The organism is Streptomyces marokkonensis, assembly GCF_008312835.1.
GTDB classification, from domain to species: domain Bacteria; phylum Actinomycetota; class Actinomycetes; order Streptomycetales; family Streptomycetaceae; genus Streptomyces; species Streptomyces marokkonensis_A.
This window is the reverse complement of record NZ_VSKS01000032.1, coordinates 1-17,389: the sequence shown is the minus strand read 5'-3', so window position 1 is coordinate 17,389 and position 17,389 is coordinate 1. Positions and strand designations below refer to the sequence as shown.

Genomic DNA, 17,389 nt, shown 5'->3' with positions numbered 1-17,389 from the left:
GTGCGCGGCATGGACCAGGGGAACGAGAATCACGCGGACGGCGGCGGCGGGCTGGGGCGACGCGAGCAGGACATCCTCGCGCTGGAGCGTCGCGGGTTCGCCGGGCCCGGCGTGAAGGAGCGGGCGATCCGTGAGGAGCTGGGGCTGGCTCCGGTGCGGTACTACCAGCTCCTCAACGCCCTCCTGGACGATCCCCGGGCCCTGGCCCACGACCCCGTGACGGTCAACCGTCTGCGCCGCCTCCGCGAGACCCGCCGCGCGGAACGCTGAGGCGGGTCGGGTCGGCACCCTGACCTGGATCCCGGAAGGTTGTTCCGCCCCCGCCGCCCCTTCCCGTCCCGACCTGGGGCTCCGCCCCAGACCCCGCTCCTCAAACGCCGGAGGGGCTGACTTTCAGCCCCTCCGGCGTTTGAGGACGAGGCCCGTCCAGGGCCGAAAGGGGGGTCTGGGGGCGCAGCCCCCAGGGACGGGAAGGGGAACCGCCTCAGGGCATCCGCTCCGCCAGCCCCCGCAGTAGCCGCACGACGCCGGACGGGCCCTCCGTCACCACGTCCGCGCGTTCCCGCAGCTCCGTGACCTCTTCGCTGCCGCTGCAGACCAGCAGGCCGGGTGTGCCGGCCGAGCGGAGCTTGTCGACGGCCGTGTAGGCGGCGAGGTCACCCAGGTCGTCGCCGGCGTAGAGAACGCACTCCGCGCCGATCTCACGGGCGTACTCCGTCAGGGCGACGCCCTTGTCCATGCCGGGCGGGCGCAGCTCCAGGACCATGCGGCCGGGCTCGACCACGAGGCCGTGCCGGGTGGCGAGGTCGGCGAGCGGCTCGCGCAGGGCCTCGAACGCCGCCTGGGGATCGGAGGCACGGCGGGTGTGGACGGCCACCGCCCGCCCCTTCTCCTCGATCCAGGTGCCCTGCCACGCGCCGACCCGGTCGAGCAGCCCCGGCAGTTCCGCGCGGGCGGCGGCGACACCGGGGTGCGGGGCGGGCGCGGCGACCGTACCGGTGACGGCGTCCCAGCGCTCGGCGCCGTAGTGGCCGAGAACGACGAGGTGCTCCAGGCCGGGAACGCCCGCGAAGCCCCCGTGCCGGACCGCGACACCCGCCGGGCGGCCCGTGACGACCGCGACCGCGGCCACCTTCGGGGCGAGCGCGGCGAGCGCGGGCACCGCGTCGGGGTGCGCGCGGGCCTGTTCGGGATCGGCCACGATCGGCGCGAGCGTCCCGTCGAAGTCGAGCCCGATCAGCGCCTTCTCCGGGCGGGAGAGAAGCGCCTCCAGCCCTTCCCGTCCGGCCTGCGTGGCGGGTGTCGGCATGGCGTTCGGGTCCGTGGAATCCGTGTGGCTGCCCATACGCCCAACCTATCCACGGTCGCCCCGTCGCACGCCTGCCCGACCGGCCATACCGGTCAGCGGGACACCGGTCCCTCCCGCAGCGCGTCCAGCTGGTCCAGGAACCAGCGTGCCGGGGGGAGGGCGGTGGCCGCCGCCGCCAGGCGTTTGGTGCGGTCGGCGCGCTCGTCGCCGCTCATCGTCAGGGCCTCGTGCAGGGCGCGGGAGGTCTCGACGACGTCGTACGGGTTGACCGTGATCGCGTCCTCGCCCAGCTCCTCGTGGGCGCCCGCCTCCCGGGACAGCACCAGCGCGCAGGCGCCGTCGGAGACGACCGGGACCTCCTTGGCGACCAGGTTCATGCCGTCGCGGATGGGGTTGACCAGCGCCACGTCCGCCAGCCGGTACGCGGCGAGCGAGCGCGCGAAGTCGTCCTTGACGTGGAGGACGACCGGCCGCCAGCCCGGCGTCCCGTACCGCTCGTTGATCTCCTCCGCGACCCGCTGCACCTCGGCGGTGTAGTCGCGGTACACGGCGAGGTCCTGCCGGGAGGGGTAGGCGAACGCGACGTGCACGACGCGTTCGCGCCACTCGGGGTGGTCGTCCAGGAGCTGCCGGTACGCCAGCAGGCCGCGCACGATGTTCTTGGACAGTTCGGTGCGGTCGACCCGGACGATCGTCCGGCGGCCCTCACCGATCTCCGCGCGCAGCGCGACGATCCGCTCCTCGACGTCCGCCTCGTGGGACCGGGCGCGCAGGAAGTCCGCGTCGGCCCCCAGCCCGTGCACGCCCACCGCCGTGTCGCCGAGCCCGCCCGCGAAGCGCTCGCAGCACGCGGTGAACGCGTCCGCCCAGCGCCGGGTGAGGAAGCCGAGCCGGTCGGCGCCGAGCATGCCGCGCAGCACCTGGGCGGCGATGTCGCCGGGCAGCATCGCGAAGTACTCCGGCGGCGCCCACGGCGTGTGCGAGAAGTGCCCGATGCGCAGGTCGGGGCGGAGCTCGCGGAGCATCCCGGGGACGAGGGTCAGGTGGTAGTCCTGGACGAGCACCGCCGCACCCTGCGCCGCCTCCTCGGCCAGCGCCTCGGCGAACGCGCGGTTGTAGGTCTCGTACGACGCCCACTGACGGCGGAACTCCGCGTCGAAGACCGGCTCGAGGGGTGTCTGGTAAAGCATGTGGTGCACGAACCACAACACCGAGTTGGCGATCCCGTTGTACGCGTCCGCGTGCACGTCCGCAGGGATGTCCAGCATCCGCACGCCGTCCTCGCCGGCCCCGCGCCGCACCGCCTCGCGGTCGCCGTCGGACAGTGCCGAGCACACCCACAGCGCCCCCGCCTCGGGACCGATGGCCGACAGCCCGGACACCAGTCCGCCACCGCCCCGCCTGGCCCGCAGCGAGCCGTCCTCTCCCACCTCGTACGAGACCGGCCCCCGGTTGGAGGCGACCAGCACCTGAGCAGCACCGAAGCTTGAAGCCATACGCCTCAACCTAGCCCGGCCCCCGGAACCTCAAACGTGCCCCCGCGTCCCCTCCATGGCGATTTGGTCACACGCCTCCGACGGAACGGACGCCTCCCCGCGGCCGAGGGCTCAGGCCACCCTGCGCGCCTGGTACTCCGCGATCTCCGTCATCGGCGGCCGTTCCTCCGTGTCGACGGAGTACGTGCGGGGTTCGAAGGCGTCGCCCGAGCGCTCGAACTGGGTCAGGGACGGCCGGATCATGTGGCCGCGGGCCAGGCGGAGCTGGGCGGTGCGGTAGATCGCGGCGGCCATCCGCCCGAGGGCCTGGCCGTCCTGGTGCCGGTGCCTGCGCACACCGACGTCGACCTGGGCCAGCGCGTCCAGGCCCACCAGATGCAGGGCGTCGACCAGCATGCCCAGCTCGACGCCGTAGCCGACCGGGAACGGGAGCTGTTCGAGCAGGCTCCGGCGGGCCGCGTACTCGCCGCCCAGCGGCTGGACGAAGCCGGCCAGCCGGGGCCAGTGCATGTTCAGCAGCGGGCGGGCCATCAGCTCCGTGACCCGGCCGCCCTGACCGGCCGCCGCCGTGCCGGAGGCGGGTCCGCCGGACACCGTCAGGGGGCGGTCGTACATGGCCTTGACCAGGTGCACGTCGGGCTCGGTCAGCAGCGGGCCGACGATGCCGGAGACGAAGTCGGAGGAGAACTCCCTGAGGTCCGCGTCGACGAAGCACACGATGTCGCCCCGGGTGACCAGCAGCGACCGCCACAGCACCTCGCCCTTGCCGGGCACCGCCGGTATGCGGGGCAGGATCGCGTCCCGGTGCACCACCCTGGCGCCCGCTGCCGCCGCCTCCTCGGCCGTGCGGTCCGTCGAGCCCGAGTCGACCACCACGACCTCGTCGACCAGCGGGACCCCGAGCACCAGATCGCGCCGGACGGCCGAGACGATCTCGCCGACCGTCGCCTCCTCGTTCAGCGCGGGCAGCACCACGCTCACCGTCTGCCCGGTGGCCCGTTTCGCCGCCAGGATCCGGTGGAGCGGGCGGTCGGCCACGGACCAGGAGCGGTCGGCCAGCCAGCGCTCGACTTCTTCCAGCACGGTCCCCGGCTCCTCACTGGCCTGTGATCCATCTCGCGGTTCGGACGGACTGTCTCAACCATCCAGGCCTTCGGTTACAGTCTTGAACAACGCCGATGACCATCGCATGCCGGGGTCGTCGCGCGGACAACTGAACACCGCTCATCCAGAGGGGCAGAGGGACACGGCCCGATGAAGCCCCGGCAACCCTCCAGTCGGTTCTTGTCACGCAGACGTGGCGAGGCTCCCGGCTAGGGAAGGTGCCAAATCCGTCTCACGGCGAGATGCGTCGTGAGGAAGATGAGGAGAAAGGGCCTCGCCTCACATGGCTGTGCAGACTGTTGCAAGCACCACCGATTCCGCCATCGCGAACGCCGTCGATCTCGGCCCCGCCGCCGCGCTCTCCTGCCGCGAATGCGGTCACCGCGTGCCCCTCGGCCCCGTCTTCGCCTGCGAGGAGTGTTTCGGCCCGCTGGAGATCGCCTACGACTTCTCGGCCCACGACACCGAGGAGCTGCGCAAGCGGATCGAGGCGGGACCCGCGAACATCTGGCGCTACGCGCCCCTGCTGCCCGTCCCGGCGGACGTGGCGACCAAGCCGAACCTGAACCCCGGCTGGACCAAGCTCGTCCAGGCCGACAACCTGGCGCGCGAGCTGGGCGTCACCGGCGGTCTGTACATCAAGGACGACTCCGGCAACCCGACGCACTCCTTCAAGGACCGCGTCGTCGCCCAGGCCCTCGAGGCCGCCCGCGCCTTCGGCTTCACCACCCTGTCCTGCTCCTCGACCGGCAACCTCGCCGGGGCGGTCGGTGCCGCCGCCGCCCGGGCGGGCTTCCGCTCCTGCGTGTTCATCCCGCACGACCTGGAGCAGGGCAAGGTCGTCATGGCCGCCGTCTACGGCGGCGAGCTCGTCGGCATCGAGGGCAACTACGACGACGTGAACCGCTTCTGCTCCGAGCTGATCGGCGACCCGGCCGGCGAGGGCTGGGGCTTCGTCAACGTCAACCTGCGGCCGTACTACGCCGAGGGCTCGAAGACCCTCGCGTACGAGATCTGCGAGCAGCTCGGCTGGCGGCTCCCGGACCAGCTCGTGATCCCGATCGCCTCCGGCTCCCAGCTCACGAAGATCGACAAGGGCCTGCGGGAGCTGATCGGGCTCGGGCTGGTCGAGGACAAGCCGTACCGGATCTTCGGCGCCCAGGCGGAGGGGTGCTCGCCGGTGTCCACCGCCTACAAGGCCGGGCACGACGTCGTGCGTCCGCAGAAGCCGGACACGATCGCCAAGTCGCTGGCGATCGGGAACCCGGCGGACGGGCCGTACGTCCTGGACATCGCGCGCCGCACGGGCGGGGCCGTGGAGGACGTGACCGACGGGCAGATCGTCGACGCGATCAAGCTGCTGGCGCGCACCGAGGGGATCTTCGCGGAGACCGCGGGGGGTGTCACGGTCGGCGTGACGAAGAAGCTTCTTGAGAGCGGGGCGCTCGATCCGTCTCTGACCACGGTGGTGCTCAACACGGGTGACGGTCTGAAGACGTTGGACGCGGTCGCCGGCACGGGGTTGAGCGCGACGATCCGTCCGAGCCTTGAGTCGTTCCGTGAAGCCGGGCTTGTCTGAGTCGTTCGTCTGCGGGTCCGTTGTGGCTGGTCGCGCAGTTCCCCGCGCCCCCAGGGTGCTGTCCCTTCCGGAGGTTTTGTCGTGAGCGTGACTGTTCGTATCCCCACCATCCTGCGTACCTACACCGGTGGGCAGGCCGAGGTGAGCGCCGAGGGCGCCACCCTTTCCGAGGTCATCTCGGACCTGGAGAAGAACCACACCGGGATCGCCGCCCGCGTGCTCGACGATCAGGGCAGGCTGCGGCGGTTCGTGAACGTCTACGTCAATGACGACGACGTGCGGTTCGAGCAGGGGCTCGAGACGGCCACCCCGGACGGGGCCGGCGTGTCGATCATCCCGGCGGTCGCCGGAGGCTGATCATTACCTTCGGTAATGATGGTGACCGAGTGTTTAGGACTTTGCCCCTTCCGTGAGAGAACCGGAGGGGGCAATTCCATGGGATTGAGCGCGGTAGAGTTGGGGAACGCGCTCCTGATCCACTGATCGAGCACCCTGAATTCCTGCCGTACGCCCGACTGGATGTAGCCAAAGTGTGGGCACGTTTCGCGGCATTTGTGACCATTGTCCGGCCCGACTTGCCCTGGAATCGGGTGAATTCTCGCCACATTCCGGACCGGTGTCGTCCAGATTTCTCGTCCGATTGACCTGTTGCAGACGGCAGTTGGACAGATACATTCAGCCGCGGTCGACGCGTTCCGGCGCACGCCCCCAACCGTTGGGGGGTGAGGTCTGACCCGGATCCGCGAAGTGTGGATCTGTGCAAGGGCCAGTAATAGGGGAGTTAGGCATGGCTCAGGGCACCGTCAAGTGGTTCAACGCGGAGAAGGGGTACGGCTTCATCGCGGTCGACGGTGGTGCGGATGTTTTCGTCCACTACAGCGCGATCCAGATGGACGGCTACCGCACCCTCGAAGAAGGCCAGCGGGTCGAGTTCGAGATCTCGCAGGGTCAGAAGGGCCCACAGGCCGACATGGTTCGTCTCAGCGCCTGAACGCGCTACCAGCCGCAAGCATCTTCTGCCGACGAAGGGCCCGCATCCCCCGGGGTGCGGGCCCTTCGCCCTGCCCGGACCGGTGCGCGCCGGTGTTCGCGTGCGGCTGAGCGCCCCGTGTCCCCCGATGGGCGCTTGCGCCCACCCGTCACCCGACCGCCACCCCTCAATGAGCCCGCTTCGCGGGCGCGCCTTGCACTCGGGTGGGTCGAGTGCTAATCATTGGCGTTAGCACTCTGAAGGTGAGAGTGACAACGAAGGACCGGGTCGGTGAGGCCCGCGGGCCGTGTGGGGCAAGGAACCACGAGGCCGGCGAGCCGTCCGTCGCGGGCGCGGGCGCGGTCCGAAGGAATCACCCCCAGTCCTGGAGGGACCACTTCACATGGCCAAGATCATCGCGTTCGACGAGGAGGCGCGGCGCGGCCTCGAGCGCGGCATGAACCAGCTCGCGGACGCCGTCAAGGTGACGCTCGGCCCCAAGGGCCGCAACGTCGTCCTCGAGAAGAAGTGGGGCGCCCCCACGATCACCAACGATGGTGTGTCCATCGCCAAGGAGATCGAGCTCGAGGACCCGTACGAGAAGATCGGCGCCGAGCTGGTCAAGGAAGTCGCCAAGAAGACGGACGACGTCGCCGGTGACGGTACGACCACCGCGACCGTTCTCGCCCAGGCCCTGGTCAAGGAGGGCCTGCGCAACGTCGCCGCCGGTGCCAACCCGATGGCTCTGAAGCGCGGTATCGAGAAGGCCGTCGAGGCCGTCTCCGGTGCCCTGCTCGAGCAGGCGAAGGATGTCGAGACCAAGGAGCAGATCGCCTCCACGGCCTCCATCTCCGCCGCCGACACCCAGATCGGCGAGCTCATCGCCGAGGCCATGGACAAGGTCGGCAAGGAAGGCGTCATCACCGTCGAGGAGTCCCAGACCTTCGGTCTGGAGCTGGAGCTCACCGAGGGTATGCGCTTCGACAAGGGCTACATCTCGGCGTACTTCGCCACCGACATGGAGCGCATGGAGGCCGTCCTCGACGAGCCGTACATCCTGATCGCGAACTCCAAGATCTCCAACGTCAAGGACCTGCTCCCGCTCCTGGAGAAGGTCATGCAGTCGGGCAAGCCGCTGCTGATCATCGCCGAGGACGTCGAGGGCGAGGCCCTGTCGACCCTGGTCGTCAACAAGATCCGCGGCACCTTCAAGTCCGTCGCCGTCAAGGCTCCGGGCTTCGGTGACCGCCGCAAGGCCATGCTCGGCGACATCGCCATCCTCACGGGCGGCGAGGTCATCTCCGAGGAGGTCGGCCTCAAGCTGGAGAACGCCACGGTCGACCTGCTGGGCAAGGCCCGCAAGGTCGTCATCACCAAGGACGAGACCACCATCGTCGACGGTGCGGGCTCGGCCGACCAGGTCCAGGGCCGGGTCAACCAGATCCGCGCCGAGATCGAGAACAGCGACTCGGACTACGACCGCGAGAAGCTGCAGGAGCGCCTGGCGAAGCTCGCCGGCGGTGTCGCGGTCATCAAGGCCGGTGCCGCCACCGAGGTGGAGCTCAAGGAGCGCAAGCACCGCATCGAGGACGCCGTGCGCAACGCCAAGGCGGCCGTCGAGGAGGGCATCGTCGCCGGTGGTGGCGTGGCCCTGCTGCAGGCCTCCCAGGTCTTCGAGAAGCTGGAGCTCCAGGGCGACGAGGCGACCGGCGCCAACGCCGTGCGCATCGCGCTCGAGGCCCCGCTGAAGCAGATCGCCGTGAACGCCGGCCTCGAGGGCGGTGTCGTGGTGGAGAAGGTGCGCAACCTGACCCCGGGCCACGGCCTGAACGCCGCGACCGGCGAGTACGTCGACCTGGTCAAGGAAGGCATCATCGACCCGGCGAAGGTGACCCGTTCCGCGCTGCAGAACGCCGCCTCCATCGCCGCGCTGTTCCTCACCACCGAGGCCGTCATCGCCGACAAGCCGGAGAAGGCCGCGGCCCCGGCCGGCGGCGGCATGCCGGGCGGTGACATGGACTTCTGATCCCTTCGAGGATCGGATCCGTCCGTCGCGTGACCGAGGGCGGCATCCCCTGTTCCGACAGGGGGTGCCGCCCTCGGGCGTGTCCGGGAGTGATCGGGTCGTCCTGACGGACGTGTGTGTGACCGGGATCACGGGTGGGTGTTCCGGGGCGGCGGAATGCCTCCGCGTACGCCCCGGTTGACGTCGAAGCGCGTTCAATGCATGCGCACATACCGTCCGGTACCCACCTGAGGAGCCCCCCACGTGACCGTCACCGCTTCGGACACCGCCGCCCGGGCCGCCGGGATTCTCTCCCGGCCCGCCACGATCAACGGCCTGACCGTCCCCAACCGCATCGTCATGGCGCCGATGACCCGGATGTTCTCGCCGGGCGGTGTTCCGGGCGACGACGTGGTGTCGTACTACTCGCGTCGCGCCGCCGCCGGTGTCGGGCTGATCGTCACCGAGGGGACGTACGTGGGGCACGAGTCGGCCGGGATGAGCGACCGGGTGCCGCGGTTCCACGGGGAGGAGCAGCTCGCGGGCTGGGCGCGGGTCGCCGAGGCCGTGCACGCGGCCGGCGGCGCCATCGTGCCGCAGCTCTGGCACATCGGCATGGTCCGTGAGCAGGGGCAGGCGCCGTACCCCGAGGCTCCGGCGGTCGGCCCGTCCGGGGTGCGCACGGACGGCACCGAGGGCAAGGGCAAGGCGATGACGCAGGCCGACATCGACGCCGTCGTCGCCGCGTTCGCCCGGGCGGCCGCCGACGCCGAGCGGATCGGCTTCGACGGCGTGGAGCTGCACGGCGCGCACGGCTACCTCATCGACCAGTTCCTGTGGTCCGGCACCAACCGCCGCACCGACGCCTACGGCGGCGACCCGGTGGCCCGTGCGGCGTTCGCCGCCGAGATCGTGGCCGCGGTGCGTGCGGCCGTGTCGCCCGGGTTCCCGGTGATCTTCCGCTACTCGCAGTGGAAGCAGGACGCCTACGACGCCCGGCTCGCCGAGACGCCCCAGGAGCTGGAGGCGATCCTCGCCCCGCTCGCCGCGGCCGGTGTCGACGCCTTCCACGCGTCCACGCGCCGCTACTGGCTGCCGGAGTTCGAGGACTCCGACCTCAACCTGGCCGGCTGGACGAAGAAGCTGACCGGCCTGCCCGCCGTCACCGTCGGCTCCGTCGGTCTCGACGGCGAGTTCCTCAAGGCCTTCCAGGGGGAGGGCGCCGAGCTCGGCAGCATCGACAACCTGCTCGACCGGATGGAGCGGGACGAGTTCGACCTCGTCGCCGTGGGCCGCGCGCTGCTCCAGGACCCAAACTGGGCGGCCAAGGTGCTCGCCGGGCGCTTCGACGAACTGGCGCCGTACGACGCGGCGTCCCTGCGGACGCTGAGCTGAGCCGACCGGTCCCGGCGGTGCGGCGCTCCCCGGTCGCGGGGGCGGCGCGCCGCCGGGCCCGTCACCCGCCCGTCACACGGTTTTCATTTGCTCAAGTCAATCAATCGCCATGGCCTGGGCCGTCACAGGTTCCCCAGCGGCTCGATGTCGACCCGCACCGGCGTCCCCCACACGCGCAGCACCTCGTAGTCGGTGAACTCGTGCACGATCCGGTACGCCATGGCGGGCCGGGGCCCGCGCCGCTGCGCCGCGATGTACAGCTCGGCCTCGCGCCGGTCCCGGCGCGGGGTCCCGCACAGCTGCCACGCCTGGCCGTTCCACAGCTCCGGCAGCCAGCGCTGCTGCGGCTGCGGCCGGTCGCCGCGCACCCCGTACCGGGACGGCGCGGGCTCGGCGGGCGGGGCGTGCGGGGCGGGGCCGTTGAACTCGGCGCGGCGGGCGGCGCGGCGCCGGGTCTCGCACAGCAGGCACAGGTCCGGGGCGCTCTCGTCGACCGGTCCCGTGGGGTGCTCGGCGCAGCGCGTGCTGGGCACGGCCGTGGTGACGCTCTCCTCCAGCAGGTCCAGGGCCCGCCGCAGGTCGTCCTTCACTTCGTGCAGCCTGGCGTCCGGGGTGTCGGCGGACAGTGCCTCGCCGTGCTCACCCAGGACGCGCAGGGCCCGGCCCAGTGCGGTGAGCTGCGCGTGGTTCATGGTGGCTTCTCCGGGTGGGGGACGGCCTCCAGTATCCCAGCAGTCCCCCCGGGTCAGCCCGCGGCCGCCGCCAGTGCGGCCCGCAGGCGGCCGTCGGACTCGGCGAGCAGACGGGCGGCCGTGGCGCCGTCCACACCGGCCAGCAGCACCAGGATCGCGTTCTTGACCTCGCCGTCCGTGGCGGCCAGGGCCCGCTCGACGGCGTCGTCGTCCGCTCCCGTCACCTGGGCGACGATGCGGCGGGAACGGGCGCGCAGCTTCTCGTTGGAGGCGCGGACGTCGACCATCAGGTTCCCGTACGTCTTGCCCAGCCGGATCATCGTGATCGTCGACAGCATGTTCAGGACGAGCTTCTGGGCCGTACCGGCCTTCAGACGGGTGGAGCCGGTGAGGAACTCCGGGCCCACCACGACCTCGATGCCGTGCTCGGCCGCCGCCGCCAGCGCGCTGCCCCGGTTGCAGGCCAGGCCCACGGTGAGGGCGCCGCGCGTGCGGGCGTACGCGACGGCGCCGATGGCGTAGGGGGTGCGGCCGGAGGCGGAGACGCCGACCACCGTGTCGTCGGCGGTCAGCCCCAGCGCGGCGAGGTCGGCCTCGGCCAGCTCCCGGGAGTCCTCGGCGCCCTCGACCGAGGTGACCATGGCGTCGGGGCCGCCCGCGATGAGGCCGACGACCTGAGCGGGGTCGGTGTTGAAGGTCGGCGGGCACTCGGAGGCGTCCAGTACGCCCAGCCGTCCGGCGGTGCCCGCGCCCGCGTAGACCAGCCGGCCGCCGCGGGCCATCCGGTCGGCGACGGCGTCGACCGTGGCGGCGATCACCGGCAACCGCTCGGCCACGGCACGGGCCACCGTGGCGTCCTCGCTGTTCATCAACCGCGCGATCTCGAGCGTCGGCAGCCGGTCGACGTCCGCCAGCTCCGGCCGGAACGCCTCGGTGGTCAGCGTCTCCAACTGGGCGCGGAGCTCACTGTGGTGGGAAGCAGAAGGCATGGGTGACTTTCCAGTCTCGGGTCGGGCGGCACACTCAGGGGCGCGGGACTGTACTCGGCGTGCGGCTGCCGCCGCGTGGGCGCTGATCGACCACGGACCACCCGCGGACCATCACGATGGTCGCCCTCTACGGTCCTTTGCGAGCCCGGTGCCGGTGCGCCAACGCCTCGTACGACGCGGCCAGCGCGGGCGCCGCCGCCTCGTACGTCCGCTGGGCGACCCCCACGAACAGACAGTCCACCACGAGCAGCTGCCCCGTCCGGGAGGACATCGCGGCCGGCCGCAGCTCGCTCTCGCGGGCCGTGGACGTGGTCAGGACGTGGTCGGCGTACTGCGTGACGGGGCTGTCCGGGCGGCCGGTGACCGCCACCGTGGTCGCCCCGTGCTCGAAGGCCACCCGGAGCGGTTCTATGACGTCCCCGGTCGACCCGGAGTGGGTGATGGCGATCGCCACGTCGCCCGAGCGCAGCTGCACGGCGTTGGTGACGGCGAGGTGCGGGTCGCTGTGGGCGTGCGCCAGGAGGCCTATGCGCAGCAGCTTCTGGGTGAGATCCTGGGCGACCAGACCCGACGCGCCGACGCCGTACACATCGGTGCGGCGGGCGCCGGCCAGGGCGCTCACGGCGGCGGCGAGCTGCACGGTGTCGAGACCGGCCGCGGTGTCGGCGAGGGTCTGCTGCTCGTCGTAGGCGAGCTTGGCCACGACGTCGGCCATGGGGTCGTCCACCGCGATGTCCGTCGTGATGGCGGGCGCGCGCCCGGACTGCTGCTGGGCGGCGAGGCCGGCCAGCGCCAGGCGCAGGTCGCGGTAGCCGGGGTAGCCGAGCAGTCGGGCGGTGCGGACGACGGTGGCCTCGCTGGTGCCGGTGAGCTCGGCGAGTCCGGTGACCGTGAGGGCCGCGCAGCCGGCCGGGTCGTCGGCGACGGCCTCGGCGACCCGCTGCATGGAACGGGTCATCGAGGGAGCCAGCGTGCGCACCTTGGCCGCGAGGGCGGCGGGCGCGGGCGGCGCGGGCGTGGCGCCGCCGCCGGCGAAAATTTCCTTCACGTCATTGGTCACGGTATGAAAGATATTTTCGTCTCGGCGCCGTGGTCAAGAGTGCGCACAATAGGGGGCATGGACCCCCACGGCGAACCCGGCGCCCACCCGCTCGGCCCCCTGGAACAGGCGTTGCACGCGGCGCGTGCCCTCGTGCTGGCCGACCTGGTCGCGCGCGAGGTCGCCGAGGCGGACGTGGTGTCCATGGTCGAGGACTCCGTGTCGCACCGGCGCTGGTGGGTCGAACAGTGGCCGGACGGCGCCGGTTTCCTCCCCGGCCTGGTCGCCCAGGACGTCCAGGACGCCCTGCTGGAGCGGTACGGGCGCTGGCCGCTGTGCCCGGTGTGCCCCACCGGCGACCCGCACGCGCTGGAAGTGGAGCCGGAACTCGGCCCCGACCCGCACTGGGTGTGCCACAAGGCGGGCGTGAAGGTCGCGGCGGTGGGCGGCCTGGCCGGAGCGGCGCCCTCGTGACCGTGTACATCGACCCGCCCACCTGGCCGGGCCACGGCCGGCTCTGGTCCCACCTCGTCAGCGACCTCTCCTACGCCGAACTGCACGCCTTCGCCGACCGCCTGGGCGTGCCCCGCCGCGCCTTCGAACGCGACCACTACGACATCCCCCGGCACCGGTACGCCGACGCGGTGCGCGCCGGGGCGGTCGAGGTCAGCAGCCGCGAGGTGGTGCGGCTGCTGCACGCGGCGGGGCTGCGGCGCCGCAAGGGCGCGGGTCAGCCGCGCAGTTCGTAGGAGATCTGCCCCACGTCCTCGGAGACCCGGGTGAAGCCGGCCCGGGTGACGACCTTCTGCGAGGGCACGTTCTCGTGGTCGACGACGGCGACCACGGTCCGTACGCCGTCCTGCTCCAGCGCCCGGCGCGACAGCGTGCGCAGCGCCTCGGTGGCGTAGCCGTGGCCGCGGGCGCCCTCGACGAGGTCGTAGCCGATCTCCACGCGGCCGTCCCCGTCCGGGACGCCGTGGAAGCCCATCGCGCCCACCGCGAGGTCGTCGTCCCGCCGGACCAGCACGTACATGCCCCACTCGGGGTGGAACACGCCTTCCTCGTACCGCTTCACCGCGTGCCCGGCACCCACGCGGGTACCGTCCGCGGGGGCGCCGCCGACCCACGTGTAGCCGCCGTCACCGGCCAGGGACAGGTCGGCGGCGGTGGCCGGGGTGACGCCCTCCAGGGTGAGCCGCTCCGAGCGGAGCACCGGGTTGTTGCTCCAGCGCCACGTGGTGACGGGCTCCCGGCCCGGCAGGTCGCCGCGCCCGGTGGCCCAGAGCAGGGTCTCCCACGGCGTGGGCCCGGGCCGGACCTGGGGGAAGATCCGGGTCAGGACGAAGGAGGCGAGCTCGGCGGGTGGTGCGTAGCCGATGCCCAGCCCTTCGGCGACGTCGTGCGTGTGCAGCAGCACTTCGGCCACGCCCATCGCGGCGAAGCCCTCGCGGTTCGCGTGCCGGAAGGGGTAAGGGTGGAAGGCGCGGACCGGGCGGGGGGTGGTGCGGACGGCGGCGGCGAGCAGGGCGCCGGTCGTGGTGATCACTTGGAGGACGCCGGCGTTGTCGGCGGGGTCCAGGCCGTCCTCGCTGCCCTCGAGGCTGATGTCGAAGGGCACGTACGCGTCCTGCGCCCGCCCGGCGATCTGCCCCGCGTAGGCGATGAGATCGCTCGCGATGTGCTCCGCCGTCTCCCGGCAGCTCCACTCCAGCCGCCCGGCCCTCACCCCCGCCCAGTCCCGGTCGGCGACCGCCCCCAGCGTCGCCACGCAGTGCGCGACGGCTTCCTCCACCTGTTCCGCTCCCACAGCACGCATGCGGGGCAGGCTAGGCGGGCGGAACCGCCGGGGTCGACAGCATTTCCAGCTCGCCGCGCATGTTGTAGCGGGCGGTGGCCTCCCAGTGCTCCCGGCCGTACGGCGTGCGGAACAGGCGGGTCAGGGCGAGGAGGTGCCGCAGCACCTCGGCACGGCCCTCGCGGAAGGCGTCGTTCGGCACGAAGTGGTACTCCTCGCGGACGGCGGCGGTGTAGGCGGCGTACGACGACGGCGACGCGGCGAGGATCGCGAGGTCGGCGTCGCACAGCACCTGCCCGTCGGGGTCGTCGTCGGCCGGATCGTGCGTGACGGTGAGCCGCACCAGCCGGGCCACTTCGGCGGTCTTCTCCTCCGGCACCCCGGCCTCGGTCAGGGCCCGTTCGGCGAGGCGGGCGGAGCGCTCCTCGTTCTCGGAGCGGTCCGGCAGGTACACGGCGTCGTGGAACCAGGCGGCGAGCCGTACGACGTCCGGGTCGCCCGCGTGTTCCGCCAGCTCGTCGACGTGGCCGAGGACGGCGGTGAGGTGGGTGAGCGTGTGGTAGTGCCGCTGCGGTTCCCGCCAGCGGCCGAGCAGGGCGTCGGCGTACGGCAGCGGATCGGGGCCGCGCCCGGGTCCGCGGGCTCCTTCCAGGGCACGGACGAAACGGGCACGCAGGGCTTCGGTGTCGGCCATGTGCCCATTGTCCTCCGGCACGGCGCGGGGGCGGCGCCGCCCGCCGGGACGGCGCGGGAGTTAATTGCGTATCCGTAGGTAACAGGCTCCGGATAGTGGGCCGGAGAGGGTGCCCGTAGGTTCCAGGCCACCGGTTCACCGAACGTTCAACCATCGCAGCGGACTTCGTTGTGATCGCGCTCGGTCGAACGGGTCGTGCTTGCCCGTGTCCCCCCACCCGGCCGCCCCTCCCCAACTGCCCCGCCGGGGCCGCCGCGCACGGGTGAGCACGCCACATTGTCATGAGCAGAACCATTTTGCCGGTGCCGTACGTCCGGTGCCGGCTCGTGAAAGGCAACCCCACCTTGAACGGTTCCAGACGCCTGCGCATATCCCTCCTGGCGGTGACCTCGGCCGCGCTCCTGGGCTCAGGAGTCACGGCCGCCGCCGCGACGCCGGGCGCCCAGCCCGACCGGGACCGGCCGAAGGCCGCCTCCGAGGCGCCCGTCGAGCGCCTCATCGTCGGGTACGAGACGAAGGCCGCCGAGGCGAAGTCCGACACCGAGGCCAGGGAGGACGCCGAGGCCAAGGGCAGGAAGGCCGGCGAGGCCCTCTCCTTCGAACGCCGGCTGGGCACCGGCGCCGCGCTCGTGGACCTCGGCGACGAGCTGAAGGGGGGCTCCCTCCAGGACGTCATCGACACCTTCGAGGCCGACCCGGACGTCGCCTACGTCGACCGCGACACCCGCATGTACGCGACCGCCGCGCCCAACGACACGTACTACAACCGCCAGTGGGACCTCTTCGAGGCCACCGCGGGCATGAACGTCCAGAACGCCTGGGACGGCGGCGCCACCGGACGGGGCGTCACCGTCGCCGTCATCGACACCGGTTACGTCACCCACTCCGACCTGGGCGCCAACATCGTCCCGGGCTACGACTTCATCTCCGACGCCACGGCCGCCCGCGACGGCGGCGGCCGGGACGGCAACCCCCGCGACGAGGGCGACTGGAGCGCCGAGAACGAGTGCTACTCCGGCTCCCGGGCGAGCGACTCCTCCTGGCACGGCACGCACGTCGCGGGCACCGTGGCCGCCGTCGCGAACAACGGCAAGGGCGTCGCCGGCGTCGCGTACAACGCGAAGGTCCAGCCCGTCCGCGTCCTCGGCAAGTGCGGCGGCAGCACCGCGGACATCGCCGACGCCATCGTGTGGGCGTCCGGCGGCTCCGTCCCCGGCGTGCCCGCCAACCCCTCCCCGGCCGACGTCATCAACCTCAGCCTCGGCGGCTCCGGTTCCTGCCAGACCATCACCCAGAACGCCGTCAACGGCGCCGTGGGCCGCGGCACCACCGTCGTCGTCGCCGCCGGCAACTCCAACACCAACGCCGCCGGCTTCACCCCGGCGAACTGCGGCAACGTGGTCAACGTCGCCGCGAGCGACCGCGAGGGCAACCGCGCGAGCTACAGCAACTACGGCTCGAGCATCGACATCACCGCCCCCGGCGGCGAGACGGCCTACAGCTCCGCCAACGGCATCCTGTCCACGCTGAACAGCAGCTCCACCACGCCCGGTACCGAGAACTACGAGGCGTACCAGGGCACCAGCATGGCCACGCCGCACATCGCCGGCCTCGCCGCGCTGATGTACGAGAAGGACCCGGCCGTCACGCCGAGCCGCGTCGAGTCCCTCATCAAGAACAACGCCCGCACCCTGCCCGGCACCTGCAGCGGCGGCTGCGGCTACGGACTCGCGGACGCCGCCCGCACCCTCGCCGCGATGGGCGGCGGCACCACCCCGGACCCGGACCCCACCGAGCAGGTCTTCACCAACTCCGAGAACTGGTCGATCCCGGACGCCGACGGCCGCTACGTCTACTCGAACATCAACGTGAGCGGTGTCAGCGGCTACGCGCCCTCCGACCTCAAGGTCTCGGTGGACATCAAGCACACCTACCGCGGTGACCTGAGGGTCCAGCTCGTCGCCCCGGGCGGCAGCATCCGGACGCTGAAGGACACCAGTGCCTCCGACAGCGCCGACAACGTCCTCGCGACGTACACGGTCGACGCCTCGTCCGTCCCGGCGTCCGGTACCTGGCAGCTGCGGGTGACCGACGTCTACTCGGGTGACACCGGCTACATCGACTCCTGGAGTCTGACCTTCTGACGCGTCCGACGCGTCCGACGCGTCCGGCTCGAGGTGACAAGGAAGGGCTTGCCGGTGCCGGGGGGGTGCCTCTATGTCCTTCGTCAAGCGAGCCGACGGCTCCTCGGCTCGTAGAAGGTTCCGTCGCGGAGCATGGCGAAGAGGACGCTGATGCGGTGGCGGGCGAGGCGGAGGAGGG

At 71.9% G+C, this 17,389-nt stretch carries 17 protein-coding genes and 1 riboswitch; of the genes, 9 read left to right on the top strand and 8 right to left on the bottom strand.

Translation table 11 applies throughout. The features are described from left to right. Positions 1-9: 9 nt before the first annotated feature. Positions 10-270 carry a DUF3263 domain-containing protein gene (locus F1615_RS33965; protein WP_149552894.1) on the top strand — a complete coding sequence of 87 codons (261 nt, stop codon included), beginning with the start codon at positions 10-12 and terminating at the stop codon, positions 268-270. A gap of 214 nt (positions 271-484) precedes the next feature. Here the strand turns inward: F1615_RS33965 and otsB are convergent, their stop codons facing one another. The 3 genes from otsB to F1615_RS33950 form a co-directional block, all read right to left on the bottom strand. Continuing rightward, a complete protein-coding gene (gene otsB / locus F1615_RS33960) occupies positions 485-1,345 on the bottom strand; it encodes a trehalose-phosphatase (RefSeq protein ID WP_149552893.1) in 861 nt (286 codons plus the stop codon). Between the two features lie 56 nt (positions 1,346-1,401). Beyond that, positions 1,402-2,805, bottom strand: coding sequence for an alpha,alpha-trehalose-phosphate synthase (UDP-forming) (locus F1615_RS33955; RefSeq protein ID WP_149552892.1), 1,404 nt, complete (start codon positions 2,803-2,805; stop codon positions 1,402-1,404). Positions 2,806-2,916: 111 nt separating this feature from the next. Next, positions 2,917-3,888, bottom strand: a complete 972-nt coding sequence (locus tag F1615_RS33950) for a glucosyl-3-phosphoglycerate synthase (RefSeq protein WP_149552891.1) — start codon at positions 3,886-3,888, stop codon at positions 2,917-2,919. A 138-nt stretch (positions 3,889-4,026) separates the two neighbouring features. Next, a riboswitch (SAM riboswitch) is annotated at positions 4,027-4,174 on the top strand. A gap of 18 nt (positions 4,175-4,192) precedes the next feature. Between F1615_RS33950 and thrC the strand changes: the two genes are divergently transcribed. From thrC to F1615_RS33925, 5 genes are all read left to right on the top strand, one after another. Continuing rightward, positions 4,193-5,488 (top strand): threonine synthase, encoded by a 1,296-nt coding sequence (gene thrC, locus F1615_RS33945; RefSeq protein ID WP_149552890.1) that lies wholly within the window; start codon positions 4,193-4,195, stop codon positions 5,486-5,488. 81 nt (positions 5,489-5,569) lie between these two features. Further along, the gene (locus F1615_RS33940) at positions 5,570-5,845 is read left to right on the top strand and encodes a MoaD/ThiS family protein (protein ID WP_149552889.1); all 276 of its coding nucleotides are present in this window, start codon (positions 5,570-5,572) and stop codon (positions 5,843-5,845) included. A 430-nt stretch (positions 5,846-6,275) separates the two neighbouring features. After that, a complete protein-coding gene (locus F1615_RS33935) occupies positions 6,276-6,479 on the top strand; it encodes a cold-shock protein (RefSeq protein WP_004929928.1) in 204 nt (67 codons plus the stop codon). A 382-nt stretch (positions 6,480-6,861) separates the two neighbouring features. Further along, entirely contained in the window at positions 6,862-8,484 is a 1,623-nt protein-coding gene (groL, locus tag F1615_RS33930; protein ID WP_149552888.1) for a chaperonin GroEL, read from the top strand. A gap of 243 nt (positions 8,485-8,727) precedes the next feature. Then, entirely contained in the window at positions 8,728-9,858 is a 1,131-nt protein-coding gene (locus tag F1615_RS33925; RefSeq protein WP_149552887.1) for an NADH:flavin oxidoreductase, read from the top strand. 122 nt (positions 9,859-9,980) lie between these two features. Here F1615_RS33925 and F1615_RS33920 read toward each other — a convergent pair whose 3' ends face one another. From F1615_RS33920 to F1615_RS33910, 3 genes are all read right to left on the bottom strand, one after another. Continuing rightward, positions 9,981-10,550, bottom strand: a complete 570-nt coding sequence (locus F1615_RS33920; protein ID WP_149552886.1) for a hypothetical protein — start codon at positions 10,548-10,550, stop codon at positions 9,981-9,983. Positions 10,551-10,603: 53 nt separating this feature from the next. Further along, the gene (murQ, locus tag F1615_RS33915; protein ID WP_149552885.1) at positions 10,604-11,539 is read right to left on the bottom strand and encodes an N-acetylmuramic acid 6-phosphate etherase; all 936 of its coding nucleotides are present in this window, start codon (positions 11,537-11,539) and stop codon (positions 10,604-10,606) included. Positions 11,540-11,666: 127 nt separating this feature from the next. Next, the gene (locus tag F1615_RS33910; protein WP_149552884.1) at positions 11,667-12,599 is read right to left on the bottom strand and encodes a MurR/RpiR family transcriptional regulator; all 933 of its coding nucleotides are present in this window, start codon (positions 12,597-12,599) and stop codon (positions 11,667-11,669) included. A gap of 57 nt (positions 12,600-12,656) precedes the next feature. Between F1615_RS33910 and F1615_RS33905 the strand changes: the two genes are divergently transcribed. Then, on the top strand, positions 12,657-13,052 hold the full coding sequence (locus tag F1615_RS33905; RefSeq protein WP_149552883.1) for a hypothetical protein: 396 nt from the start codon (positions 12,657-12,659) through the stop codon (positions 13,050-13,052). Further along, the gene (locus tag F1615_RS33900; RefSeq protein ID WP_149552882.1) at positions 13,049-13,327 is read left to right on the top strand and encodes a DUF4031 domain-containing protein; all 279 of its coding nucleotides are present in this window, start codon (positions 13,049-13,051) and stop codon (positions 13,325-13,327) included. Before F1615_RS33905 ends, F1615_RS33900 begins: the two co-directional genes overlap by 4 nt. Here F1615_RS33900 and F1615_RS33895 read toward each other — a convergent pair. Together F1615_RS33895 and F1615_RS33890 are read right to left on the bottom strand one after the other, a co-directional pair. Continuing rightward, the gene (locus F1615_RS33895) at positions 13,309-14,370 is read right to left on the bottom strand and encodes a GNAT family N-acetyltransferase (protein ID WP_149552938.1); all 1,062 of its coding nucleotides are present in this window, start codon (positions 14,368-14,370) and stop codon (positions 13,309-13,311) included. The two genes, F1615_RS33900 and F1615_RS33895, sit on opposite strands and share 19 nt — an antisense overlap. A 34-nt stretch (positions 14,371-14,404) precedes the next feature. After that, positions 14,405-15,067, bottom strand: coding sequence for an HD domain-containing protein (locus F1615_RS33890; RefSeq protein WP_149552881.1), 663 nt, complete (start codon positions 15,065-15,067; stop codon positions 14,405-14,407). A 344-nt stretch (positions 15,068-15,411) separates the two neighbouring features. Between F1615_RS33890 and F1615_RS33885 the strand changes: the two genes are divergently transcribed. Then, entirely contained in the window at positions 15,412-17,211 is a 1,800-nt protein-coding gene (locus F1615_RS33885; protein WP_244328951.1) for a S8 family peptidase, read from the top strand. The last annotated feature ends 178 nt before the right edge of the window (positions 17,212-17,389 follow it).